19 protein-coding genes are annotated in these 24,474 nt (G+C 46.9%); 3 read left to right on the forward strand and 16 right to left on the reverse strand.

Annotation, left to right across the window (positions count from 1 at the left end; translation table 11 throughout):
• Positions 1–13: 13 nt before the first annotated feature.
• The 9 genes from cooS (GA520_RS13325) to GA520_RS13365 all read right to left on the reverse strand — a co-directional run bounded on the left by cooS (GA520_RS13325) (position 14) and on the right by GA520_RS13365 (position 14,694).
• On the reverse strand, positions 14–1,963 hold the full coding sequence (gene cooS / locus GA520_RS13325; RefSeq protein ID WP_163338418.1) for an anaerobic carbon-monoxide dehydrogenase catalytic subunit: 1,950 nt from the start codon (positions 1,961–1,963) through the stop codon (positions 14–16).
• A gap of 922 nt (positions 1,964–2,885) precedes the next feature.
• Entirely contained in the window at positions 2,886–3,665 is a 780-nt protein-coding gene (locus GA520_RS13330) for an AAA family ATPase (protein ID WP_167528817.1), read from the reverse strand.
• Between the two features lie 53 nt (positions 3,666–3,718).
• A complete protein-coding gene (locus tag GA520_RS13335) occupies positions 3,719–4,003 on the reverse strand; it encodes a hypothetical protein (RefSeq protein WP_163338416.1) in 285 nt (94 codons plus the stop codon).
• 176 nt (positions 4,004–4,179) lie between these two features.
• On the reverse strand, positions 4,180–5,070 hold the full coding sequence (locus GA520_RS13340) for a dihydropteroate synthase (RefSeq protein WP_163338415.1): 891 nt from the start codon (positions 5,068–5,070) through the stop codon (positions 4,180–4,182).
• A gap of 138 nt (positions 5,071–5,208) precedes the next feature.
• A complete protein-coding gene (acsC, locus tag GA520_RS13345) occupies positions 5,209–6,549 on the reverse strand; it encodes an acetyl-CoA decarbonylase/synthase complex subunit gamma (protein WP_163338414.1) in 1,341 nt (446 codons plus the stop codon).
• Between the two features lie 77 nt (positions 6,550–6,626).
• Positions 6,627–8,840, reverse strand: coding sequence for an acetyl-CoA decarbonylase/synthase complex subunit alpha/beta (gene acsB, locus GA520_RS13350; protein WP_163338413.1), 2,214 nt, complete (start codon positions 8,838–8,840; stop codon positions 6,627–6,629).
• Between the two features lie 56 nt (positions 8,841–8,896).
• Positions 8,897–10,924, reverse strand: a complete 2,028-nt coding sequence (gene cooS, locus GA520_RS13355; RefSeq protein WP_163338412.1) for an anaerobic carbon-monoxide dehydrogenase catalytic subunit — start codon at positions 10,922–10,924, stop codon at positions 8,897–8,899.
• A 69-nt stretch (positions 10,925–10,993) separates the two neighbouring features.
• The gene (locus tag GA520_RS13360) at positions 10,994–12,610 is read right to left on the reverse strand and encodes an acetyl-CoA decarbonylase/synthase complex subunit delta (RefSeq protein ID WP_240910155.1); all 1,617 of its coding nucleotides are present in this window, start codon (positions 12,608–12,610) and stop codon (positions 10,994–10,996) included.
• A gap of 128 nt (positions 12,611–12,738) precedes the next feature.
• Positions 12,739–14,694 carry an ASKHA domain-containing protein gene (locus GA520_RS13365; protein ID WP_240910154.1) on the reverse strand — a complete coding sequence of 652 codons (1,956 nt, stop codon included), beginning with the start codon at positions 14,692–14,694 and terminating at the stop codon, positions 12,739–12,741.
• A 1,141-nt stretch (positions 14,695–15,835) separates the two neighbouring features.
• On the opposite strand from GA520_RS13365, the gene GA520_RS13370 reads away from it, so the two are divergent.
• A complete protein-coding gene (locus GA520_RS13370) occupies positions 15,836–16,333 on the forward strand; it encodes a rubrerythrin family protein (RefSeq protein ID WP_163338411.1) in 498 nt (165 codons plus the stop codon).
• A 778-nt stretch (positions 16,334–17,111) separates the two neighbouring features.
• Complete coding sequence (locus tag GA520_RS13375) at positions 17,112–17,570, forward strand: D-alanyl-D-alanine carboxypeptidase family protein (RefSeq protein WP_163338410.1); 459 nt, start codon at positions 17,112–17,114, stop codon at positions 17,568–17,570.
• A gap of 13 nt (positions 17,571–17,583) precedes the next feature.
• Here the strand turns inward: GA520_RS13375 and cobO are convergent, their stop codons facing one another.
• Together cobO and GA520_RS13385 are read right to left on the reverse strand one after the other, a co-directional pair.
• Entirely contained in the window at positions 17,584–18,129 is a 546-nt protein-coding gene (gene cobO, locus GA520_RS13380; RefSeq protein ID WP_163338409.1) for a cob(I)yrinic acid a,c-diamide adenosyltransferase, read from the reverse strand.
• 35 nt (positions 18,130–18,164) lie between these two features.
• The gene (locus tag GA520_RS13385; protein ID WP_163338408.1) at positions 18,165–20,051 is read right to left on the reverse strand and encodes a bifunctional acetyl-CoA hydrolase/transferase family protein/GNAT family N-acetyltransferase; all 1,887 of its coding nucleotides are present in this window, start codon (positions 20,049–20,051) and stop codon (positions 18,165–18,167) included.
• A gap of 447 nt (positions 20,052–20,498) precedes the next feature.
• Here GA520_RS13385 and GA520_RS13390 point away from each other — a divergent pair, with 447 nt between their 5' ends.
• Positions 20,499–21,842 carry a sodium:alanine symporter family protein gene (locus GA520_RS13390; protein WP_163338407.1) on the forward strand — a complete coding sequence of 448 codons (1,344 nt, stop codon included), beginning with the start codon at positions 20,499–20,501 and terminating at the stop codon, positions 21,840–21,842.
• Between the two features lie 120 nt (positions 21,843–21,962).
• Here the strand turns inward: GA520_RS13390 and GA520_RS13395 are convergent, their stop codons facing one another.
• The 5 genes from GA520_RS13395 to GA520_RS13415 form a co-directional block, all read right to left on the reverse strand.
• Positions 21,963–22,304, reverse strand: a complete 342-nt coding sequence (locus tag GA520_RS13395) for a hypothetical protein (RefSeq protein WP_167528815.1) — start codon at positions 22,302–22,304, stop codon at positions 21,963–21,965.
• A gap of 349 nt (positions 22,305–22,653) precedes the next feature.
• The gene (locus GA520_RS13400) at positions 22,654–22,998 is read right to left on the reverse strand and encodes a DUF3024 domain-containing protein (RefSeq protein WP_163338406.1); all 345 of its coding nucleotides are present in this window, start codon (positions 22,996–22,998) and stop codon (positions 22,654–22,656) included.
• A gap of 281 nt (positions 22,999–23,279) precedes the next feature.
• The gene (locus tag GA520_RS13405) at positions 23,280–23,555 is read right to left on the reverse strand and encodes an Lrp/AsnC family transcriptional regulator (RefSeq protein WP_163338405.1); all 276 of its coding nucleotides are present in this window, start codon (positions 23,553–23,555) and stop codon (positions 23,280–23,282) included.
• 119 nt (positions 23,556–23,674) lie between these two features.
• Positions 23,675–23,887 (reverse strand): hypothetical protein, encoded by a 213-nt coding sequence (locus tag GA520_RS13410; RefSeq protein WP_163338404.1) that lies wholly within the window; start codon positions 23,885–23,887, stop codon positions 23,675–23,677.
• A 28-nt stretch (positions 23,888–23,915) separates the two neighbouring features.
• Positions 23,916–24,446: a GNAT family N-acetyltransferase gene (locus GA520_RS13415; protein ID WP_163338403.1), complete on the reverse strand. Its 531-nt coding sequence runs from the start codon at positions 24,444–24,446 to the stop codon at positions 23,916–23,918.
• Positions 24,447–24,474 lie beyond the last annotated feature (28 nt).

The raw sequence follows: 24,474 nt of genomic DNA on the forward strand, positions 1-24,474 counted from the left end.
TCATATACAGATCCTATAATGCACGCCTGTCAGCCATATCTACAAGAACACGCTCTCGAGCCTGATCGATACCAAGATCACGACGTTTCTTATCAATATGAGCGATCATCAGGTGAGCCATTTCGATCGGATCTGCAGCAAAACCCCACTTTCCGAATCCTTTCCCTTCAAGCTCTTCAAACAGGTGCTTTTCGAATTTGGTTCCCTCGGTAATGGGAAAGGTATGACCAAACACTGTAAAAACACCTGAAGCGACAAAATACTGACCAATAGCGATTGCCTTTTCACTCATCCACTCAGGTGCACAACCGGCCACAGGCAAATCAGCAATAGAATCTCCTAGCCCACCCGTTTTCACCATTTCAGAAAGGATCATAAGTATACGGCTGTTATCGACGCAGGATCCAAGTCCGAGAACTGGTGGGATACCGACGGTTTCGCACACTTCCGCAAGACCTGAACCCGCCAATGCCGCTGCCCCTGGTGTTGTCAAACCAGCCTTGGCAAGTGCCATTTGGGAGCAACCGGTCTGAACGACGAGGACATCGTTTTTAATAAGCTCTTTCACCAACTCCACATGGGAAAAATCCTGCTTTGATCGAGGATTGGTGCAACCGACAACACCTGCAGCCCCACGTATCCGCCCGTTGACAATATTATCATTTAGAGGCTCATAACCACTCCTGAATGAGCCCCCCAGCATATACTTGATATATTCATGAGAGAACCCATGTATGCCTTTGGCAGTATGTGACGGGATAACAATTGATTTACTTCTGTTTTTAAAACGTCCTATGGCCTTTATAATGACGTTGTCGGTGCATTCCAGAGGATCGTGTTCATCAAGTTCAATATGGGTAGCACCTTCGATCTTGGCGCGGTAGTTCGTGGTTATAAAAGCTGTATCGTAGCACTCAGACACCTTGACTAAGTCCTGCTTAATGCACTGGATATCAACCGTCATGGCATCGACCGCACCACTCACAAGCACAGCCTCCGTTGATGAAAAGTTCCCTGCGTGCGGCAACCCATGACGTGACAATACATCAAGACCTGAGCAGCACATACCAACAAGGTTGATACCCTTCGCCCCAGCATCCGTAGCCATCTTGAGGATAGACGGCGAGGCAGCTGAAACCAACATTGCTTCGAGAAGGATCGGTTCATGTCCGTGAACGATGATATTGACTTGATCCTCCTTTAAAACACCCATATCCACTTCCACCTCCACAGGTGAAGGGGTGCCAAAAAGAATATCAGAAATATCGGTGGAAACCATGGAGCCGCCCCATCCGTCTGCCAGTGCCGTACGAGAAATCTGCTTGGTGATATTTTCATAATCCTGATCGACACCCATCGCCGAACGGTGCATCATCTCCATAATTTCCCTCATGGCCCCGCGAGGGACGATGCCTTCCTGCCTCCAGGATTCAAGAGTTTTTTCAGGTACCCTTTTAACCAGGGGTATTTCGCCATCAACCTGTGTATAGGTTAATTCGAGTTCCTTATAAAGATCGGTGGCAATATCCTGAACGCTCCGCCCTTCAGTTTCAATATCCAGGGAAGATGCGACCTCAACGAGTTTGACGGTATCCTTTATTGCGAAATCTTTGACTGTTCCGTCGATAACCCCCCGGAACAAGTCCAGCATTGCCATGCCATGATCAGTATGAGCTGCGGTTCCGGCTGCAACCATACGACCAAAATTCCTGGCCACAATAGTATCTATGGTTGCTCCGCAAACACCCACCCTGGCATAGGGATCTTTTGTGTTCATCCTGCACGGCCCCATTGAGCAATGCTTACAACAGGCAGAATCATTGCCTATGGGGCAGGGGCGCATATTTTCAGCCCTGTCAAAAAAGAGTTCAACACCATCCTTTCGAGCCTTATGAATCATCTGCCGCGTTGAATCACAGGTCGTAATATCCTCCGGTCGAATAAGTTCCTTAAGCTTAGCCATACAACCTCCACCTATCGATTGGGTTTACAGAATGCCTGGAATGAAACCGATGATCACCCTTTATCATCGGTATTCGTCCTATCAATTACATTATCTGGGAATATATCCCATCTAATACTATTTCTTACTACCACAAAGTGGGAATGTCAATACATGGTACTACCAAAAATATTTATAAATGTTGGAAAGTTGGTCTGAATTAAAAATTAAGAGTAATGATGCATTCTTCAGCTCATCATTATCAACAGCTTGGAAACAGGAATAATTATAACTGAAGATAACACCTGATAGTGTCATAGAATGCTAGAGTCATACAGCCGCCTAGAAGACTTTTAAAATTCAAAACTCATTTCGTGCAGCATCTATAATAGGTAGTTATGAAATTTCCCTTATCGCAAAATTTGATTTTGTTACGATCGATAAGATGAAAGAGGTAAGGGCAATCAGGGCCCTTGTCGGCGGAGTTGTCCATGACATTAATAACATAATTTCCGCCATTCACAGGTACCCAAAGTTGGCAGAGGAACACCATTCATCGTGAACAGAGCGCGTTGCAGATGGACCTGGATGAGATACTCAGAGGGGCACAACGGGCATATAGGGGTAGAGAGCACACCACATGCTTTCATGATAGCACCGAAGCGTTGGACATTTCCACAGGAAGCCCTTGCAGTTCGACCTCATGACCACCGACATGACCATCCCGGTAATGACAGATGCCTGATTATCTGAAATAATCCTGAAAATTCGACCGAACCTGTCCATACTCCTCTGTACAGGATACAGTGGCCTTATAAATGAAACGAAATCGAAAGAAAACGGGATCAGGGGCTATCTGATGAAGCCGGTGAAGGCTGACCAGTTGGCAACAACTGTCCGGAGCGTTCTCGATTCATAAGAGGTGAACACCCCGGCATTGGTTTTATTGTGATGACAGGTTCGTAAGTGATTCAGCAATAGAAAACAGTTCTTTCGGAGCCTTGTCGATAGTATCGTCAAAAGGCCGTTGACCATTTCTGTCCGAAGCTACTATTTCATCGTGCTCCGGAATAAATCCCAGAATTTCAAAACCAGGTAGGGACTCCCGTATCAGCTGTTCATCTTCCGGCCCGCGAACACGGTTTCCGAGAATCAGAATCTTTTTAATGCCTATATCCTGTCCAAGTTGACGTATTTTATGAGCTGCATGTCGTGACCGGGCACCTGGGTTTACAACTACGACCAAGGCATCAACTGAACCCGAGGTCGCACGGCCCAAATGTTCAACTCCCGCTTCCATATCCATCAGGACCACTTCTTCACGGTACAGTACGAGATGGGTCATCAAGGCCTTGAGGATAGTACTTTCGGGACAAATACAACCAGACCCACCGCTCTGCACAGTTCCCATAACCAACAGCTTGACACCGTCTTTTTCCTTTGAAAAGCGTTCGGGGATATCATCCACTTTAGGATTAAGGGTAAAAAAGCCTCCCATTTTCCCGGGTTCCGCTCCGGTCCTTTCTGCTATCAGGTCACGTAATTCAGCAATAGGGGTTATGGGTTGGTCTTCAGGTATTCCAAGTCCTGCTGCAAGATTAGCAACGGGATCAGCATCTATTGCAATAACTCTGTTCTTCTCTCCTGCCGCAAGGCAACGGGCCAGCAAAGCCGTTACAGTTGTCTTGCCAACACCGCCTTTTCCGCCAATGGCAATTTTCAAACTCACTCTTTACGTGCTCCTGTAGAATATTTATTAAAACAGTTACAAAGGTATCAATCAGCTACTATCTTTCCGTCCTGATCGACGATAGCCACCTCGAAGTTATTCTTCACTGCAATCTCATACAGTTCCTCAATATGAACAGCTTGCAATTCATGCTTTACGCCTTTTTCCCTGGGGATATCAAGATAACAATCGTTGGCTTCCTCCTTGGTTCTAAAAGCAGGAATAAAATTTACATCCTTCTCCTTGTTATACAAGCCAAGGAAATTTTCCTGTCCTGCCGATCCGTTCACGAAAACATACACCCAACTCTCCGACGCTTTTTTGTCTTCCATAATCAGTCCACTCGAATTTTATCTGCAATCCGGTAGTGCCACTTACTCACTTCTACCGAACGTGAAGTACAGTTACTAGTTAATAATCATTGAACTATAACTGCTCAACCATCACAACCAATAAAAAAAGCTCCATCCATAAATGGATGGAGCTTTTTATCTGAAAAACAAAAAGATCAGATATCGAGATATGAATCTGAGAAGAGATTCTCACCGGTAATGACCTTTACGGTTTTCACGTAATCACCAAGCTCCTTATCGAGGGTGGAGATATCGGGTGCTTCACCATCCATGGTTTTATAAATAACATCAACGATATCCTGTCGCTCTCCTTTGGCTACAGCTGTAAGTCCCTTATCCAACGGATCGGAAATAACAGACTTCATGCCGTAACGACCAAGCATGACCATAAAGGTGGTGTTCAGGATCGGACGCAGCTCGACAGGCGGTCCATTGGAGATATTCGACAATCCGCAGGTTGACATTGCACCGGGGGCTATATCTTCCAGCATCATCTGGAAGTTCAGCAAGCTCATGCACTGCTGCTGCTGAATATTTACCGGAGTCACAATACCATCAACCCATATTTTCTCGTTAGGGATACCAGCTTCATTGGCCGCATAAAGCAGTTCTACGGCAAGTGCTGCTCGCTCATTCTCATCACGCGGCAGTCCATCAGGTCCCCACATAAGAGCAACAATGTCTGCCTCATACTTGGCAGCCATTGGCAGCATCTCGGTATACCGTTCCGGACGGGCCATGATGGAGTTTACAATATGTGGCTTTGCACATGGCTTAACAACCTTGAGTCCTTCCTCGATGGCTGCAATGTTAGAAGTATCAAGCAGCAAAGGAATCTCGGGCACAACTTCCTGTACCACCTGGCAGACCCATGGCATTAACTCATGCCCGTCTTTTTTTGCCGGCCCCAGATTGATATCAATATAATCCATACCCAGCTCTTTCTGCTCTAGGGCTTCTTCCTGGATCGGTTTGGGGTCACGCTCCTTGAATGCTCTTCCTATCTTTGTAGAAATAACATTCAAGCTCTCACCAAATAGAATCATTGTACTCCTCCGTTGCTTAGTTCGTAGTCAACATCCCTATACATTAAAAAATCAGGGCGGTCATTGTTCTTCCGTCCGCCCTGTCAGTTTACCACACAGCAGGATGAGTTTCACCCTGCTGTAATTTTACTGTTCGTACTATCTGGCTTTAAGGAAACCAGCCAGGTGGGCTGATTCTCTCGGACCAACAGTTATGGTCCAGCCGGAAAGTTCTTCTTCAACCTCACCAGCGATAGCGGCAGCGTAGCCCGGAATGATAAGTTCAGTGTGCTTTACCTTCTCCATGATACCACACTTCTTGACAAACATACCGACATCGTCGCCACTGAATTTACCAGCAGCCCATGCTGTAAGCACAGAGAGTCCCTCGGCATCTTTAATAAGCAGCCATGAAGGTACCTTGCTCGCCTCAATCTCACCTGAAACAATAAAGTAGGTAAGGGCAAAGTTAGTGGTAACCATTACCGGTGAATTCTCATCAGGATTACCAATCGGGTAAATACCCTCTGTTACCGTCATTGGTCGTTGCGGATCCGTGAAGATATTTAACCTTTCAAGCAGAAGTGGGAAAATAACCTCAGTGGTAAACTCTGACAGGACCACGATACCCGCATATTTGGCTACAAACATACCGGCAACGAGTGCTTCCATATCAGGGCTGTCGGTCATCTCTGACGGGAAAACGATAGTCGGAAAACCTAAAGAACGGTTTCCGTCTTTCAGGGCCGATCTTCGGATGGCAACCTGATCTTCAAGGGCCTGCTTAAGTTCACGGGTTCCGGTATCGATGATAAGATCTTTTAGACCCATTGCGGTCAGTTTATCACTGAGAGCAATGATAGCATCAATGGAATCGGCTTTAATAGCAAGCGGCAGATCGTTATCAAGAGCTATTTTGCCCATATCATCTGCATTAGCTTCTGTCGCTGCATATATTACCGGGCGCTTAAATCCGCACCCATCAACACCCGCACCAATAACAGCGGCATCCTCACTCATCAGGATGAGGTTGAATTCTGATGTTTCGGCAACGAGCTTTGCAAGAGCGGCAAAGGCATCCTTGTCACCGTTGACATCTTTTAATGCCACCAGCTCAGGACGCAGGTTAAAACCTACACGTTCATACTGCAAGGCATTCCATGCCTTCAGTTTTGCTTCAACATCTGCGGCTGCGGAGTCAGAAGTGATAGTCCCGGCAAACATAGTCGGGTTAAAAAATGTTTTTTCATGACGGTAAAGAACCGTCTCACCACCGGTTGTCGCTTTACGAACACCTTTACCTACTACAACAGGACGAATCGGAGGTGCTGATGCCTCTGCAAGTTCGGCCCGAGCCTCATCGGACACATATGGACATGAATCGAGCTCGGCCTTACCGGAAGCAAGATTCATTGCGAAGGCCAGACAGGTTGGCACACCGCATTCCTTACAGTTGGTTTTTGGCAGCAGTTTAAATATCTGTATACCTGTTAACGCCATAAGTTGGTTCTCCTTATGTAAATATCGAAACCGGCCAGCCCACACTCACCTAATGAGCGGGCTGGCCGCAGTGTGCTCTAGCCAATCAGAGGATCCATGTTCATGGCAGGATGTCCCTTTTCCTGGAGCCATGGCATAATCTCTTCTTCAGTAATACCCACGGTCTCATCAGCAATCAGGTCAGCGAAATTTTCAACACCCATTTCGGCACCGCGTTTATTGAGCCTATCATACAGTTCCTCTTTCAGCGCTTTTGGCATCCATACCATACGGAGGAGACCTCCATCGCCAAGAATGAACTTCTTCTGGGTAATGTTGAATTTGGAGTGACCGACAAAACCAGGTGAAGAAGCACCACCGCCCATAACGCCGGCGAGGGTGGTAAACTTCATACCAGAAGGTGTTTCACCTGCATAATCACGGCCAACTGTCATAATACCGTTACAGCTTGGCAGCATAGCTGCAATACACTCGCAACAACCACAAGTGGTCATCGGCGCCTGGACCATTGAGTAGAAGTTGTAGGTATCAATGGCACCCTTGGAGGCACCTTTAATGAACTCATCGACACCCTCAAAACGACCTAGTACCGGGTCGAGAACCTTACCTTTCTGAATGGGCTGGTTCGGGCCGGTAGGATTGATTTCAAAAGAAGCTTTACAATCCATCCAGTTGTAAGCACCACAAAGTCCGGTACGTTCCGGGCTGACGGTACACACATGGCTCGGTGCGAAAGACTGACACAGGCTGCACGAGTAGAAGGTCTCGACATCTTCGTCTGTCATGGTGTCGACACGTTCGTCACGGGTCTTATATTCCGCACGCGCTCTTTCCGTTAATTTGTCAACATCATCTTTATTGGTGAAAAGTGTAATTTGTACCTTGTCGACGATCTTCTGGAAATCCTGATGAAATTTCGCATGCAGTACAACACCGATATCCTTCAAGGTAAAACCTTTCTCGATGGCAGCTTTACTGATACGTACCCAGGAGATGTCACGCTGACCAATATGCATGATACCCTGGATATAGTTGATCAGGTGATGGATCTGACGTTCCATGATCGGCTCAAAATCAGGCTGAAATTCACGACCGGCGATCTGTACATAAATTCCCAGAGGTAAGGTATCGCCCTCTTTCATATCGCCAATATCCGGGCCTATAACTTCAACCTTGGCATCCTCGATATCGTTCATCTCGGCCATTTTTACAAGCTCAGTACACTGGGTCTTACCACCACCCATCTGACCAAACAGGTCACCGCCACGAACACGTTCACCCTCGAATGCCGGACCAAATGCGCACGGAATGTCGATCTCGGTGACATTAATCTTCAGACCACGAACTTCAACGGACTTCTGACAGATTTCGTCGTGTGAAACATTGGCGACAACGTGCTCGTAGGTACAGATACCAGTCGGCAGGATCTCGGGAATATCAGTATCGGCCAGTGTCGGGAAGCCCCAGTTGACACAACCTGCAGCTGCAACAGCCCACTCTGTTCCAACATCACCAAGGGCATTAACAAAGGCGAAGATACGGTTTTTGTTGTACATCAACATTTTGCGATAATCACCTGGCTGAACCCCACCGAATGCCATAGCTGCCCTATTGGCAAAACCGAGTGCAAAGACAGCTGAAGAAATATCCGGCCCGAACGGTACGATACGGGTATTCCAACCTACCTGCATACCGGCATCAAGACACTGCTGAATAGCGGTCTTGCCATTATGGTTTGCGGCACAGAAGATATACAGACTCTTCTTCTGGTAGTCTTCAATAATCATTTTGGCAGTCTCAGCGTCAGGTGCTGCACCGACAATCGCTGCAAAACCAGGAGCAGAACCATCAACAAACTCAACACCACGCTTTCTTAAAATGGTATCGTCCGCAGGTCCAACCCAGATTTTTCCGGCGTCTATATCCGGATCTTCCTGGAGGATATAGAAATCAGGATCATTCAACATCCGAATTGCTTCCTTGATCTCGTAGGCAAAAATTCCAGCCATACCAGCATCAAGCAGGGGTCCGAGATAGGGAAGATGATTGGCCCCTTTCAGGTGCGGTGGCAATAAACCACGTGCGAACTCCAAAGGTTTTTTCAGATCTTCCAGCGTCTCAACTTTCATACCGGTCAAAGAATAAATAACCGGAAGATAATACGCAGTGTTGCCGAATCCTACTTTAGTAGATGCATCATAGGTCTGAAGTGCTCTTTCCAACTCACCTTCCACCTGAGATACGACTTTATAACCACCCTGTATCGCTGCAAATGCTACTAATCTTGACATGCTTTCCTCCTTATTTGAGGATAATAATTAATAACGAATTCACTATTGGTCGAAGGTTAGTCCATTCCAAGGGCTTGCCTGTCAGCCATATCCATAAGAACCCTCTCACGGGCTTTATCAATACCTAGCTCTTTACGCTTTTTATCAATATGAGCGATCATTTTATGAGCGTGCTTGATCGGATCCGGCTCACAATCCCACTTACCACCATACAGTTCTTCCATGCCATTATACAGGTGATCCCTGAATACAGGCGCTCCATCAACAGGCAGACTATAACCGAATACGGTGTACACTCCTGAAGACACGAAATACTGCCCGATGGCAATTGCCTTTTCACTCATCCATTCAGGTGCACTGCCGGCTGCCGGCAAGTCGCAGATATCGTTGCCAAGACCTCCAGCTTTTACAACCTCAGTGGCTGCCAGCAGGATTCGACTGTTGTCTACACAGGACCCAAGATGCAGGACAGGTGGAATTCCGACAGTCTCACAGACTTCAGCGAGTCCAGGTCCACAATGAACTGCTGCTGCCTCAGGGGTCAGCAGACCGTGAATAGCTGCAGTAATGGCGCTACAACCGGTGGTCAGAACTATTACATCATTTTTAATAAGTTCTTTAATGATGGTGATGTGTTCTTCATTATGCTTGGTACGGGCATTGTTACAACCAACAACACCAGCGATACCACGAATACGGCCGTTGATAATATTGTCGTTGAGTGTAAAATAATCTCCACGGAAAGAACCACCAAGATGATATTTGATGGACTCAACACCAAAACCTGCAATCTGCTTGGCCTTGTGTTGCGGAATCATGACATCTGCGCCACGATTCTTGAAGTTCTCGATAGCCAGTTTGACGATACGCTTGGCATCCTGCATAGCGTAATGCTCGTCGAACTCGATGTGCATGACATTTTCCTGCTCCATCTTGGCGATCGGATGGGTGGTTATCAGTTTGGTGTGAAAACATTTTGCAACGTTGGCCAGGTTCTGGAAAATACACTGGACATCGACAACCATTGCCTCACATGCACCGGTAATGATTGCCAGTTCCTGCTGCAGGTAGTTTCCTGCGGGCGGTACGCCATGGCGCTGGAGAATTTCGTTGGCGGTACAGCAGATACCAGCCAGCTGAATTCCCTTGGCACCATTTTCTTTTGCATAATCAATCATTTCCTGCGACTGGCAGGCTGCTACAATCATCTCGGAAAGCAGTGGCTCATGACCGTGAACAATGATGTTGACATGATCTTCCTTCATGACGCCCAGGTTAGCCTCGGACTGCAGCGGTGATGGTGAACCGAACATGACATCCTGCAGGTCGGTTCCGATCATCGCGCCACCCCAGCCATCAGCCAGAGATGCACGAGTTCCCTGCTTCATCAGGTTTTTGTAATCCTGATCTACGCCCATATGGGTCCTGTGCATAATCTCCACGACCTCACGATCGATGGCACGTGGCTCAACACCCTGCTCTTTCCACTTGTCCTGCAGGGGTTGGGGAGCTCTTTTCAAGTAGGAGAGAGTGCCTCCAACCTTACCGAACTCAGCATTTGCTGCAACAGCAACGCCCAAGGCGATTTCATCAATATCTCTATCCAGGGTCTCACCGTCTTTTTCGATGGTAGTTGCAACACCAAAATAGGGTGCAATCTGGATCAATTTTGCAGGATCCTTGATTGTGTAATCAGTGGTCTCTTTTCTAGCTACAGCTAAAAAGGTTTCGGCAACAGCCCGACCATGATCAGAGTGAGCTGCACAACCTGCCGCTATCATTCGGGCAAAGTTTCTTGCTGCTATAGTATTTGGTGTCGCACCACAGAGGCCTTTACGGGTATCCTCACCCTCTACACCGCCTTTTGGCAGTGGCAGGCGACATGGTCCCATTGCGCAGTTTTTACAACAGATTCCCTGAATACCAATTGCACAAGGTTTCATGGTGACCGCTCTGTCAAAAACTGTTTCAATCTCTAGTTTCTGGGCACGACGGATCATTTCCTGGGTTGAAACTTCTATGGAAGCTTCCATCGGGTCTGCTAATTTCGGAGCTTTTGCGGGTGCTTTTTTTGCTTCTGCCATCAGAGTTACCTCCTCAAGTAAATTCTTGGCTTAATTCGCTTGCTCAGATTTACCTTTATTGAATAGCTATTATCGCTTATGGAAACGGTTTAACATTTCCAGAATTTTCTCCTGAACGGTGAGCTGGGTAGCTGCCGCAGTAAGAGTCTCTTCTACCACGGTTTCTGGAGCAGTTGCATGCTTGGCCCGCTCAGCAGCACGCTGAGCCCTGAGAGCAGCTTCTTCAGCTTCTCTCTTCTCGTATGCCTCGGTAGCGGCCTTCTTCTCAGCCTCTTCCTTCGCTTTGGCATCGGCCTCAGCCTTAGCCTCTGCATCTGCCTTTGCTTTGGCCTCAGCAGCAGCTTTTGCTTCTGCATCCGCCTTGGCTTTTACCTCTGCATCAGCTTTCGCCTTAGCCTCTGCCTCGGCCTTGGCTTTTGCATCCGCTTCAGGATCAGCTGCCGGAGCCGCTGGAGCCTCTTTCTTCGGCTCAGGCTTGGCTTCAGCCTTCGGAGCGGCTGGTGCAGCGGCTGCGGCTGGCTTTTCAGCTGCCTTCGGTGCCGCCTTTTTGGCTGGTGCTGCTTTCTTTTCTTCTTCAATGGTCAGATCTAGTTCCGGAGCAAGGGCTGCGAAATCAACCTCAACATCACCAAGAAGTTTCTTTAGTGGAGCAGAGTCCTTCAATGAAGCACCCTCACTCATGGCGTCGATGAATTCTTTGGTCATCCTGATAGCTTCAGGATGCCTCATTATCAATAGATTCGAACCGGTCATAAGGTAGGAAACAGCTCCGACGGCCTCCATCAGAATACCACGTCTCTCAGGATCACCAAGAAGAGGGGCTTCTTCAACAGTTTGCTTGGCTTCCTTACATTTCCAAATCTCGTTTCCGAGATTATTGACCATCGGATATTGGAGTTTTTCATCTCCCTGGGTCATCGCTGCGAGGGTGAGTCTCTCCATGACTGAATATGTATACTCAAGACCGTATCCCAGACCACCGGTCGTCGGATCGACCAAGACACGTTCCATCGGCATACCGAGATTCTCCAGCAGGATATTTACCTGCTTCGCCAGGTTGACGTCGATCGGGGAAGAGGAAATAACTGCGTGGCCATACCCCATGGCCGCGGCACCTATACCCTTGTAATTCTTTTCCTCAACCGGACCCATAACAAGATTTGAACCTTCCGCCGCCTCGGCAATAGCCTTCATGACCTCTTCATCCTTCTCAGGGTTGGTTGAACCCCAGACGATGAGCGGGACATCAATTGAACCAAGAACCTTTTTAACGGTTTCTGCTGCGGCTTCCGGACTGGTATCCTTATCGTTTGGATCAGTGCTTTTCAGCTGCAAAACAATAGCGTCAGCGCCATAGTCGTCGACACATTTTTTGGCCCAGGCAGCAGGGTCGGAAATCACATCTTTAAAAGGAGCAACTGCAGCCTCTGGCCAATCATCCGGCTCCATATCCCAGATTTCCATGGCTATAACAGGCTTATTGGGCATATCACCTTCAAACGTGTAAAAAGGAAAACTTGTCTCTCCACCCAGCGTGATAGCTGTGTCTCCTTTGCCTATGGAAATTTCTCTAATGCCACCGGAATAGGATTCCTTCTTCATTTCAAATCCCACTTTTGCCTCCTTAATGGTGAGTTTTTTTTCCTGAAGGTTGTAATCACCGCACTCAACCTTCCCCTTTTTCAAAACAAACTCTTAAAAATAAAAACAAGTGACTTTCGTCATTTCATCCCGATAAATCGTCTCTCCTTTCCTATGCCGATTCGAACGAATTCTTCATCGTTACCCCTCGGTCGTTATCTGTTTTTTTTGTTTTATCTGGTTCGTGCTTCAAGTCGCTCTTTCACTCGTGGGAATTGTTCAATTTCCGTATGGGGAATAAACATCGCCGCCACGTAGTTATTCATGTAAGAGGGTGTTTCCGATAGCTCAAAATTGGTCATCTTTCGCGTTACATCGACAACATCCTGTCGAATTCTGTTTGTCAGGGCACTCATCCGGGCACCAAGCAGCGACCCATTACCAATGTATGCTACTCGTTCCGCATCGATTTCCGGTAGCAAACCTAAGGTTATAGCTTTCTCAAGATCAATATAACTGCCAAATCCACCCGCCAGGATAATGCGGTCGATTGCCTCCATCGGCAGCCCCACCTCCTCGAGCAGGGTCACACAACCTGAATATATTGCACCCTTGGCCCGAATCAGATTTTCCAGATCCAGTTCGTTAAGGACTATATCCCTCTCAATTTCTGTCTCTTCAGCCCAGACCAGCACATATTCCCAGATATCATTTCTCTTTCGAATACGATCTGTATCCAGATCACGATTGAATTTACCACTGTTATTAATAACACCCATCTCAAACATGATCGCTGCTATAGTAAGCAGGCCAGAGCCACAGATACCTTTCGGTCTCTTATCTCCGATGGTAACAATCATCGGCTCCCACGTTATGGGATCTATGAGAAAATCTTCTATTGCACCTGGAGCCGCTCTCATTCCAAATTCAATACCACCACCTTCAAAGGCTGGTCCGGCAGAACAGGCTGTACACGCGAGCCAGTCCTGGTTACCAATCACGATTTCTGCATTGGTGCCGATATCAAGAAACAGGGTCAGCTCTTCATTTTGGTATAAACCGGTCCCCATAATACCTGCAACGATATCGCCGCCAACGTAGCTGGAAACCTGCGGAAATACCAGGGCCAGGGCATGCTCATCCAGATCAATACCAATGGAGGCCGCATTAAAGGGCGGATACAGTGTTGCCGCCGGGACATAGGGTGCCCTGCGGAGAAAACTCGGATTGATTGCCAGCAGTAGTTGGGTCATCGTGGTATTGCCGGCAATGGTTATTGTCGAGATATTATCCTTATCAATACCGGTTTCCTTAAATATGCGTCCAAGTATTTTATTTATGGTCGCAACTACCACCCTCTGCAAAGTTTGCAGGCCTTCTCCTTTTTCCGCATAAATTATTCGGGTAATTACATCTTCGCCATAACTGATCTGACCGTTAAAATCTCCATGTTCTCCAAGGCAGCTTCCGGTCGTCAGGTCGATCAGCTGGGCGTATACTGTCGTAGTACCGATATCAAGGGCGATAGCATAATTAGTTGCAGTAGTATCACCAGGTTGAACATTCGTTATCAGCGTCTTGCCACCTTCCCGAACCGGCCTTACCAGGGTTACCGTTGCCTTCCATTCATCTTCACGTAACACTACAGGTAATTTACGAATAAAAGGAATGGTCAGCTCAAGTTTATGGAAATCGGCCTTGTTCTGCAGTTCTCCAATAAGACGGGTCACATCCGGCATATTATTCTGCGCATCCGGAGGTGTCATCTCCAGGTAAACTTTTTCAACCGGGGCCAGGAAGAGACCCTCTTCCTTAAGGGATTCAAAGTCGACCTTTGTAATAGAAGCCGTTCGCCTGGGCGGTACCTGCTGATTCAGGACACTAGCATCTACGCTCGACTCTACAGGTATCCTGACAGTTACATCACCCTCAACTCTGGCAAGGCATGCCAGTCGGTCACCCTGTTCAACTTCTGCACTATCCAGTCGTTCACTGACTCCGCCTGCAACAGTCCCTTCCTCAATCCGCACTCTGCACTTTCCGCAAACCCCGCCACCACCACACGACGCATTAACATGCACACCCGCTTGCAGTGCTGCACGGATGAGAGTATCGCCTTTTTCGACAACAACTTCACGGTCGTGAGGAAGAAATTTTACGGTACAGGCTGTATTCATTGTGTCATTCATTTACATGTCCATTCGTTCACATTACCAACGAAATTCAACCTGCAAGGATGTAGAAATCGGGTAGTGACTTTATGCTTGTTTTTTTCGTAAACGGAAACCTCTGAACGATTTCCTAAATCATTTAATGAACTACTACCAAATCGTAACAATTCCAGCAAGAAAGATACTCCAACACATCTTTCTAAATCAAAAATCCTCGAATGGTCAAGGACTTGTATACAGAATCTGGGAATGAGGCTGGCCAAGGGGAACAGGCAACACGAAACCACACCTTCAGCCGGCCGGCATGAAGTTAGAAGATGCTCCGAGAAACTCAATGGGGCAGATCGTATTCCCACTGAACATTCACCTAGTGCAAAATCGTTATGCAACGGGCATGCTGGATATAGTCAGTAATATTCCAGCACCGAAAATAATACGATAGCTTTACCCCGTAAAGCGAGAAAAATCAACATTTAGCATGCGTTGTTTTTCATTCTTTTTACGACTCCACCCCTCTATCAGAACGACTTCATCCATGCATAAGCGAATTTTATATTGGATAAATTGACGACAAATGGTCAAAATGTTCAACATGTGCCCGGGCCGCCCATATGTTAGAGAGAGATTACACTCTTACGTCAACACTCACTCCAGGAAAAGTGTATGCCGGACGCCGACAAATCAGGCCAGGACACTGATATGCATGTAATTTTCTGTCAAACGAGCTGGCGACACGCAGTAACTGCCATCCAGACAACAATAAACACTTAATAACGCAAGAACCAACATTGCACATTTCCCACAACAGAAACATACGCCACCGCTCATAACGACAATAATGTAGTCTGTATTTCATAAATCAGAATAAGAATTTTCAGATTCTAACCGGACCTTTCACGCCAACTGTCTAAATACTTAAAAGCTCAACCTTCAAATGCTCATTCAACAACGCCGTGTTCCTGAAGTAAATCATTTATACAACGGACGACGACAGAGCCTGCTTACAGCAGTAAAAGAAGACCACAGATATTATTCCCCTCTTTTCAAGGGATGTTGTTTTCTGTATAATGAGCTGGACTTCCACATCATATCTGCCTCATGCAGCAGGTATTCCCTAACCAGCAATTCTGTTAAACATTGCATCCAAAAGGAGAGCGCCATGACGACAACCGACAATTTAAAGGAAGCGTTTGCAGGAGAGAGCCAGGCCAACCAGAAATACAAGGCATTTGCAAAGAAGGCAGAAAAAGAAGGTTTCACCAATATTGCCAAACTCTTCAAAACTACGGCTGAAGCCGAAAGAATCCATGCTGAAGGACACCTTAAGGCTCTTGAGGCAATCGCCTCCACAGCTGACAACCTCCAGGCTGCTATCGACGGTGAAACTTTCGAGTTCACTGAGATGTATCCCCCAATGGTTGACCAGGCTGTAGCAGACGGACACAAGGCAAAGACGATGTTTAAATTCGCGGTTGATGCAGAAGAAGTTCATGCCCAGATTTATACGAAGGCGCTTGAGGCCGTGAAGAGCGGTAAAGATATGGATGTAACCGACTTTTATCTTTGCCCGGTATGTGGGTATATTGAACTAGGTAATCCTCCGGAAAAGTGTCCGGTTTGTAAAGCATTAGGAAAAATATTCCACCAGGTGGATTAACCACCCCTGTAAAAGTTCTCAATTGGTATAACAAAAAAAGGGAGATGCGATAACGCAACTCCCTTTTGGGGTTCCGGCCTAAGATTTCGTGATACCAAAACAGAGCAAACCAAACGTCTCATGAACTATGCGTCAATTTGGTTCTTATCCAGCTCATCACGAGACATCTAACAGTTTTGCATCGATTACAAGACGTTACATACTGTTCACCAAAGGCCGTCCTGGGACGGTACCGCCTGAATTGATGATAATTTCGGGCTAGTAGCAGAATCTCCCGATAAGTTTATTCAACTCAAAAGGATGGGGAATACAGTTGCCCCCATCAAGGTCACGAACAGTTTCTTTCTCAAGGTTACATTCATCATACATTCCAGGTTGAAGTTCGTGGCGGAACACTGTAAACATAGTCCTTACTTTCAACTCATGACCCTCATGTACAAAAAATGTTTTTCCATTTTGCATAAAACAAACCTAATGTAAAAACAACAACTCACGATACGACATAGTTCACAACACCCAAACAACACCTGACAAACCACCTCCTTCAAAACTGCTGAAAACGCAATATCACATCATGCACCAAACCTTTATAGTATTTATTATCTTTCTTTTGCTCCTCCCTGTCTCAGGCCTATCATGCCTGGCATCAGAACCCTCTCTCCCCCAAAGTACTGATCAACTTGAAACCTTTGAGATCGATGGAAACACCTACCCCATCCCTGAACCGTGGTCAGGGAACCGAATAGCAGCACCGTCACCGGCTGCCATCGATTTTCGTATGATATCAAAGGCACACACCCATAACGGTACCAAGATCTATATTGAAAAAAATGCCCGGGATGCACTCCAAGTACTTATGGATGCCGCCAAGGAAGATGGGGTCTACCTTACCGTCAATTCAGGCTTCCGCAGCTACAATTACCAGATGAGAATCTTTACGCGAATGATGAGAGAGGGGAGGAATTACGAGGACGTGATACGCTATGTAGCGCCACCGGGATATTCACAACACGCCTTGGGCACAGCGATAGATTTTTATCCGAGCAACTGGGAATTTGCGGAACTTCTGACCTACACGTGGCTGCAAGACAATGCCTGGAAGTACGGATTTAAGGAGACCTATCCGCGCATAAACGAGTCAGGCTATCCATGGGAGGCCTGGCACTGGAACTATATTGGCAACGCGCATACCGCTGAAAACAAAGCACCAGGACCGGCAGAAAGGCCACTGCAATGATGAATGGAATGTACTAAAACTCGACGCCCTTCTGAGCTTTGACGCCGTTTTCAAATGCGTGCTTATGAGGCTCTATAACGCTCACTGTGTCGGCTAAATCGATAAGTTTATCGTGTGCCCCTCTCCCTGTTAAGATAACAGAAAGCCGCTCCGGTCTATTTTTAATCAAATCAACAATTCTTTCGACATCAAGAAAATTATAAGTCGGCAGGTAGGTGATTTCATCAAGTATAATCAGGTCGTACTCATCGCTTTCGACCTTCTTCCTGGCCATTTCAAATCCTTCCTCGGCCACTTTTTTATCTTCGTCCAGCTTTTCCTTATTAAAGAGAAAACCTTTACCGCAGATAAACCAATCGAGGTTTTCGAACTGCTCTGCCATAATCCGCTCACCGTAGCTTCCCTTTCCTTTAACAAACTGGATCACGCACACCTTATGCCCGTGCCCAAGGGCCCTGAAAGCAGTCCCCAGGGCGGAAGTGGTCTTACCCTTACCATCTCCGGTGATAACAATAACACGACCCTTTACCTTTTTTTTACTCTTTGCTGAATCTGCCATACTCCCTCTACACAAACCCATAATTTCTAGGCTGGTTACGCCATCTCGTCAAACCTGCAGGTTAATAGCAGATCACCATCTTCAAGCTTCTTACTCACCTTATAGGGCAAGGTCTGAAACAGGCGAATCATTCCCTGGTTCGAGGGAGAGGTAAAAGCAATCAACCCGGCAAGGCCACTCTCGCGTGCTGCCTCAGCCAGCTTTTTGAGAAACAATTTACCCAGGCCTTTGCCCTGGAAATCCTCACTGACTGAGAATGCGACCTCCGCAAGGTTCGAATTATGCAAGCGAATCGACTCTGCGACGCCAACTATCCGCCCAAAACCAAACTCGCCGGTCACCGCCACCAGGCTCAAGGCATTCACATAATCAGTCTGTGAGCGCATCTCCACATCGGCACGGGTGAAATGACTCTTCTGGCAGAAGAAGCGGGACAACACATCCGGACTTGGCAGGCTGTAATAATGCTCCTGAATGCGCCGCTCATCAACAGGTTTTGAAGGCCGGATAAAGACCCGTCTTCCATCCACGTCAATATCCTGTTCAAGTCGAACAGGATACACCGCTTTTACAGCCTCACCAAGTGATCTTTCAGCACCGATCAAGCCTCTTATCTTTGCCGCCTCAAACAGCTCCTCACGGAAGTCGGGATGGGCAATGGAGATAAGGGCAATGACACGCTCCTGTAGACTTTTTCCAAACAGGTTGATCACCCCGAATTCTGAAACCACATAGTGCACATCACCACGTGGAACGACAACCACCACATCCCCAAGAGAGGGGACAATGTTGGATTTCACCGTCCCATCCTCATCGGTACTGGTGGAACGGATCATCAATATGGATTTACCTCCCGGTGAACGTTTTGCCCCCCTTACAAAATCTGGGATACCAGAAATTCCTGCAAATCTTGTATTGGCCGAGGCCTCTGCTGACATTTGACCGGTGAGATCAATAGTGTGAGCAACATTCAGTGATACCATCCTGTTATTGCGGGATATAACAAACGGATCATTCACATAATCGGAGGGGTGGAAATCAACCGCCGGATTGTCGTTAAGAAACTCATATAGATCAGGACTCCCCACCGCCATAGAGGAAACCATTTTCCCGTCATTGAACCCCTTTAACCGGTTGGTGATATTGCCTCGAGCGTAAAGATGCATGATATCATCTGTGAGAAACTGGGAGTGAACGCCCAAGTCCTCCTTGTCAGACAATGCCTGAAGTGTTGCCTGCGAGGCGGCGTCAAGCCCAATCTGCAAGGTTGAGCCATTTTCGATTAATCGTGCTATATGCTGACCTATCAGCTTATCCACATCCGAAGATACTCTCGTATAGGGAACCGACAACATGTCCTCTTCATGCTCCACAAAGAGATTGACGTAGTTCACATGGATAAAGCTTTGCCCCATAACCCTCGGCATCCGCGGATTCACCTGGGCAATTACAAAATCAGCGGAGCGTGCGGCGTCAAGGGTTACATCCACACTTATGCCAAGACTCATCCAGCCAAAATCATCAGGAGGCGAAACCTGAATCAGGGCCACATTCAGTGGTAATTTACGGGTTGTGAAAAGCGCCGGCACCTCAGACATATTCATTGGCGTAATGAATCGCCGGTGCTGGGCAATCGACGCCGATCGAGTCGCACCCAAGTAAATAGTGCGGATGTTCAAACTTGCATCCCGTGTCCGGTCAGCAATTGCCGCAAGAGAGATTGTCTCCTGGGTCAAAAGCCGTAAAACCTCAAGCCCGCTAAAACGGTCAGCCCTGTTCGTCAGAGCTCTGACAAGTTCCTGTGGCTCACCACAACCGGAGCCGATAAAAACTCTTTGACCTGAATTGATCCTCTCAATGGCCTCCTGTGAAGAGACCGTACGCTCAACATAACTATCAGCCCAATGTTGTGAAGTCGGCATTATTTCGACCCTCTACTGAATAAAATAAAACAACCTGCATGAAAGAGGTGTTAGGGAAACAATAAAAGATATCATAGAGTTTCAATAGTAGTGCAGGGAGGTCAGAAGCTCAATACCTTTCTCTTTTTTTCACTCCCGTGACCGGATAGAAGATATGTTTTTTTATGGACCATCACTATTTGACCGTGTTTTCTAGAAAAATTACAGCAACTTCAATTTTGTATTATTTTAGCTTTACCGCTACTTACCTTCATCATTACTACATTTATCGCATTTATATGGCCAAATAGTCACGATTCCGCAATTTATTCTTTCCTTTTTTTTCATATCGAATATAGTCGGTCCAGATTGTATACCATTAGAGTACCTCTAGAGTTTTCAGGCAGGCCCCACCCCCTGTCTACAACCGGGTCATAAACCCAAATACATATAGTACGAGGAGGTTATATGGAATTCATCGCAGCCCTTGACGCCCTGGTCAGCAAAATTAACGCATTTGCCTGGGGTCCCCCCATGCTGATACTACTGGTCGGTACTGGCTTCTGGCTCACCATTGCCCTGCGCGGACTTCAGTTCACCAAGTTGGGTCATGCACTTTGGCTGGCACTTGTCAAAAGGAAGGAAGAAGGTGATGAACCTGGCGATATCACTCATTTTCAGGCCCTGATGACAGCCCTTTCGGCAACTGTAGGTACAGGTAATATCGCAGGTGTGGCAACAGCTATCGCCGTTGGTGGTCCCGGTGCTCTGTTCTGGATGTGGATTACCGGTCTCGTCGGTATGGCTACCAAATACGCAGAGGCCGTTTTGGCCGTCAAGTACAGGGTACAAGACGAGAATGGCGAGATGAGCGGTGGCCCCATGTATTACATCTCTAAAGGACTCAACCTGCCTTGGCTTGGTGCCGTTTTCGCCATTTTTGCCTCCGTTGCCGCCTTTGGTATCGGCAACATGGTCCAATCGAACTCAGTTGCCGATGCAGTCGAAGCGACCTTCTCTGTTCCGCCCCTCGCTACCGGTATTGTGCTGATGATCTGTACTGCCGCAGTCGTTCTCGGTGGTATCAAGTCCATCGGTCGTGTAACCAGTATTCTTGTTCCCATCATGATTGTGCTTTATGTGATCGGTGCAATGTATATTATCCTGGTTAATATCAGCGGCGTTCCAGCTGCCCTTGCCTTCATCGTCAAACAGGCATTCAATCCCACGGCCGCTACAGGTGGTTTTGCGGGTGCCACAATTATGATGGCTATTCGCTTCGGTGTTGCCCGCGGTGTATTCTCCAACGAATCCGGTCTCGGCTCCGCTCCTATCGCTGCTGCAGCTGCCCAGACCAAACACCCGGTTACCCAGGCGCTGGTTTCCATGACTCAGACATTTATCGATACCATTATAGTCTGTACCATGACCGGCCTGGTTCTTATTCTCACTGGTCTCTGGTCAAGCGGTGATACAGGTGCCGAACTTACCACCAAAGCATTTGCAGCGGGGATGCCTGGTGGGGCATACGTTGTCACCTTGGGAATTATCCTTTTTGCCTACTCTACCATGCTCGGATGGTGCTACTATGGCGAGAAATCAATTGAGTACCTGTTTGGGGTAAAATCAATTCTTCCCTACCGCATCGTCTTTATATGCTTTATCGGACTTGGTGCGGTCGCCAAGCTGAGCTTTGTCTGGAACCTCTCAGACACCCTGAACGGACTTATGGCTATACCTAACCTCATCGGACTGCTGCTATTGACTCCGGTTGTTGTTTCAGAAACAAAGAAGTTTTTTGCTGATAAGTAATCGACAACCACCAGCTGCACGATAAAAAAGGCCCGGCTTCCCTATACTTTTCGAAGGGAAGCCGGGCCTTTTGTCTTTACTCGCACAAACCATGAGAAGCGAGAAGCCACAACACAATTTCTACATATCGTCTTCCACAATGGGAGAGCCGACAGTGTCCACAACCACCGTATGACACTCAACAAGACACCACTCGTCAAACAGCTCCCTCGTCAGGTCATGTGGCCATAATTCGGTATCAACAACCCAGTCTTCAAGCTCACATTCAAAGACCTGCCTGAAGTTAAGATCTAACCATTTATCAACAAACTCGGTCTCATCTTCATCAATGAGGTATACCGTACGATCCTCATTAGCCTCTTCCGCAGTCAGCTTTACCCTGGTATCAGAGGGATCGGTCTCGTTGATCCAGTCGATAAAAGGCTGCTTTAACCGAACCAGCAATGCCGAACGATTAATCATAATATAGTCCTTGCTCAAACAAATTTAATCACATCTTTCCGGCCGGATTATTCCCCCAGCCCAACTTTCTCATCAGTTCAGGCGGAGCCTAATGCATCGTTTTGACAGTAGATTATGATAAGTTATACCTACTGCTAAAATATTGCCGAAGAAGGCACCGCATGCGCTAACCTTTTGGCAAACATCGACATAATGTTAATGAGAGAATCATGCTAGCATCCGACACCCCATACCCCACAAGAAAAATCATTCTATTGGGGATCATCCTGCAAACGGTATTACCCTTAAAACACCTTCTTGTAAACCGTTGAAAATCATGACGGGATGTCCGTACAACCAAAGGACCTCATCAGCTAACGAACAGCATTGTTTCGTTGGAATCAATATGCTCAATTACTCTCTCAAAGCTTCGTGTAGGTGGCAGTCCAGCCGTAATATGCCAATTGAGATTCTGGTCCTGCCAGAGCAGGGTCCACATCCGGGTGTCCATGTCGCACTTTGCCCTGGCAAAGGCAAATTCATTCCACTCATTCGGGTTATCCCAGCGGGGACGGCGCTCAAACATCCACACCTCGTCATCGAGCACCCGATAGGTTATATCACACCGGTTTACTCCTTCGGATCGTGACCGTTTCGCACAAAAAGAGGAAATGAGTTTATTGATCTTGCGAAGTTCAAATTCAGACAATGGCATGGAAAAAGTCCTCCTGCAGCTGATATTTCTTTTTCACACCATCAGGTATACTCACGACCAGTCAATCATCACCCCGGACTAACAGCCAAGCCCAAAGTCAACATGCCGATATTACGAGTATACCTTTCCACATTTTGAAATATTAGATCATTATAGCATAAACAGTGGCTGATTCTCCAGAACGGAGAAAGGAAAACTACAGGGACCTTCCCCTACAGGACCATCTGATGAATTTGAAGAAAAGCATAGTATAAAATGGTCTTTCGGGGATAGGAGGTACTTTACATTCCAAGAGAAAACATTGATTCAAGATCATGCCGGGAATACGCCTTAAAGGCAAGCATAGTCTCTGTGTTGACAATTCCTTCGATATCACGCATCCTGCCCGTCACCAGAGTAGCAAGTTCCTCATTGGTCTTCAACCGGGCGATAGCAATCAGGTCGTACTTGCCGCTTACCGAATAAACCTCTGAAATACCATCCAGCTCGACCAACTGTTCGGCGATAGAATTTACTGTCGTTCTTTCAGCCTTAATAAGAATGATGGATGTAACCATGTATCCCCCTTCACGACGGCGCTGTTAGTAGAATTAATAATAGCTATCCTGTTCAGCTATCTATTATCATCCAATGAATAATACTCCTACATATACCGAGATATTATACCCTCATTATATTAACAATTTGAAGGTAATTCCATCTTCCTGGCATATCTTTCCCTGATGCCTTCGCCGAGCCAAATCAATAGTTCTGCAACATATAACCCAAACGCTCTTTTTCGACCTTGCATGGATTTCTCATATTCACGAATCATTCGCAATCTCTTGGTCTCCCGCAACATATCCTCGCGCCTTTCCTTCAACATCATTTCTACCGTAAAATAATTCATAATCAGATCTCCTCGCATTCTATACTAATCATCCAACAAACCTCTCAACTGCATGAAGAGAAGAGCTATCCAGATGCTTGTCCATCCAGACAATATCAAAGAACTTCCCGTTCTTTTTACCGACATCCTGAAATCTCCCGCATTCAGTAAAGCCATTTTTCAAATGGAACCTGAGGCTCTCCGGATTTCTTGAAGAGATAGAAGAAAGAATAATTTGTATCCCCCTCTTCACCCCTTCTCGCTCCAGGTAATCAAGGACCATCTTGCCAAGCCCCTTACCGGTTGCCTGTGGCAAAAGGAAGCAGATCAGGTTGGCACTGTGTGAAAAAACTGGTATTGGTTTATGGGGTACCAACAGGCCAAATCCGACATATGTACCCTCTTGGTCACGTACAGAAACCTTAGGATACCCCTCGGCGCTCTCTATAATTGCCCTGTAATGGTCCGCAGTTATTTTTTCTTCACGATATGCCGCAAAACTATTTTCTATATAGTAGTTAAAGATTTCGACAGCCTTTTGGACATCCTCTCCAACCAGCGGCTCCACTGTATAATCCATAAAATCCCCCAATAGTATTCATTTGCCA

It is taken from the genome of Desulfopila sp. IMCC35008 (genome assembly GCF_010646885.2).
Classification (GTDB): domain Bacteria; phylum Desulfobacterota; class Desulfobulbia; order Desulfobulbales; family Desulfocapsaceae; genus Desulfopila.

Bases quoted from the DNA above. Each gene is read 5' to 3' on its own strand.
- cooS (WP_163338418.1), bottom strand. From the start codon at position 1,963: ATGGCTAAGCTTAAGGAACTTATTCGACCGGAGGATATTACGACCTGT.
- GA520_RS13335 (WP_163338416.1), bottom strand. From the start codon at position 4,003: ATGGAAGACAAAAAAGCGTCGGAGAGTTGGGTGTATGTTTTCGTGAAC.
- GA520_RS13340 (WP_163338415.1), bottom strand. From the start codon at position 5,070: ATGATTCTATTTGGTGAGAGCTTGAATGTTATTTCTACAAAGATAGGA.
- acsC (WP_163338414.1), bottom strand. From the start codon at position 6,549: ATGGCGTTAACAGGTATACAGATATTTAAACTGCTGCCAAAAACCAAC.
- acsB (WP_163338413.1), bottom strand. From the start codon at position 8,840: ATGTCAAGATTAGTAGCATTTGCAGCGATACAGGGTGGTTATAAAGTC.
- cooS (WP_163338412.1), bottom strand. From the start codon at position 10,924: ATGGCAGAAGCAAAAAAAGCACCCGCAAAAGCTCCGAAATTAGCAGAC.
- GA520_RS13365 (WP_240910154.1), bottom strand. From the start codon at position 14,694: ATGAATGACACAATGAATACAGCCTGTACCGTAAAATTTCTTCCTCAC.
- GA520_RS13370 (WP_163338411.1), top strand. From the start codon at position 15,836: ATGACGACAACCGACAATTTAAAGGAAGCGTTTGCAGGAGAGAGCCAG.
- GA520_RS13375 (WP_163338410.1), top strand. From the start codon at position 17,112: ATGATATCAAAGGCACACACCCATAACGGTACCAAGATCTATATTGAA.
- cobO (WP_163338409.1), bottom strand. From the start codon at position 18,129: ATGGCAGATTCAGCAAAGAGTAAAAAAAAGGTAAAGGGTCGTGTTATT.
- GA520_RS13385 (WP_163338408.1), bottom strand. From the start codon at position 20,051: ATGCCGACTTCACAACATTGGGCTGATAGTTATGTTGAGCGTACGGTC.
- GA520_RS13390 (WP_163338407.1), top strand. From the start codon at position 20,499: ATGGAATTCATCGCAGCCCTTGACGCCCTGGTCAGCAAAATTAACGCA.
- GA520_RS13395 (WP_167528815.1), bottom strand. From the start codon at position 22,304: ATGATTAATCGTTCGGCATTGCTGGTTCGGTTAAAGCAGCCTTTTATC.
- GA520_RS13400 (WP_163338406.1), bottom strand. From the start codon at position 22,998: ATGCCATTGTCTGAATTTGAACTTCGCAAGATCAATAAACTCATTTCC.
- GA520_RS13405 (WP_163338405.1), bottom strand. From the start codon at position 23,555: ATGGTTACATCCATCATTCTTATTAAGGCTGAAAGAACGACAGTAAAT.
- GA520_RS13410 (WP_163338404.1), bottom strand. From the start codon at position 23,887: ATGAATTATTTTACGGTAGAAATGATGTTGAAGGAAAGGCGCGAGGAT.
- GA520_RS13415 (WP_163338403.1), bottom strand. From the start codon at position 24,446: ATGGATTATACAGTGGAGCCGCTGGTTGGAGAGGATGTCCAAAAGGCT.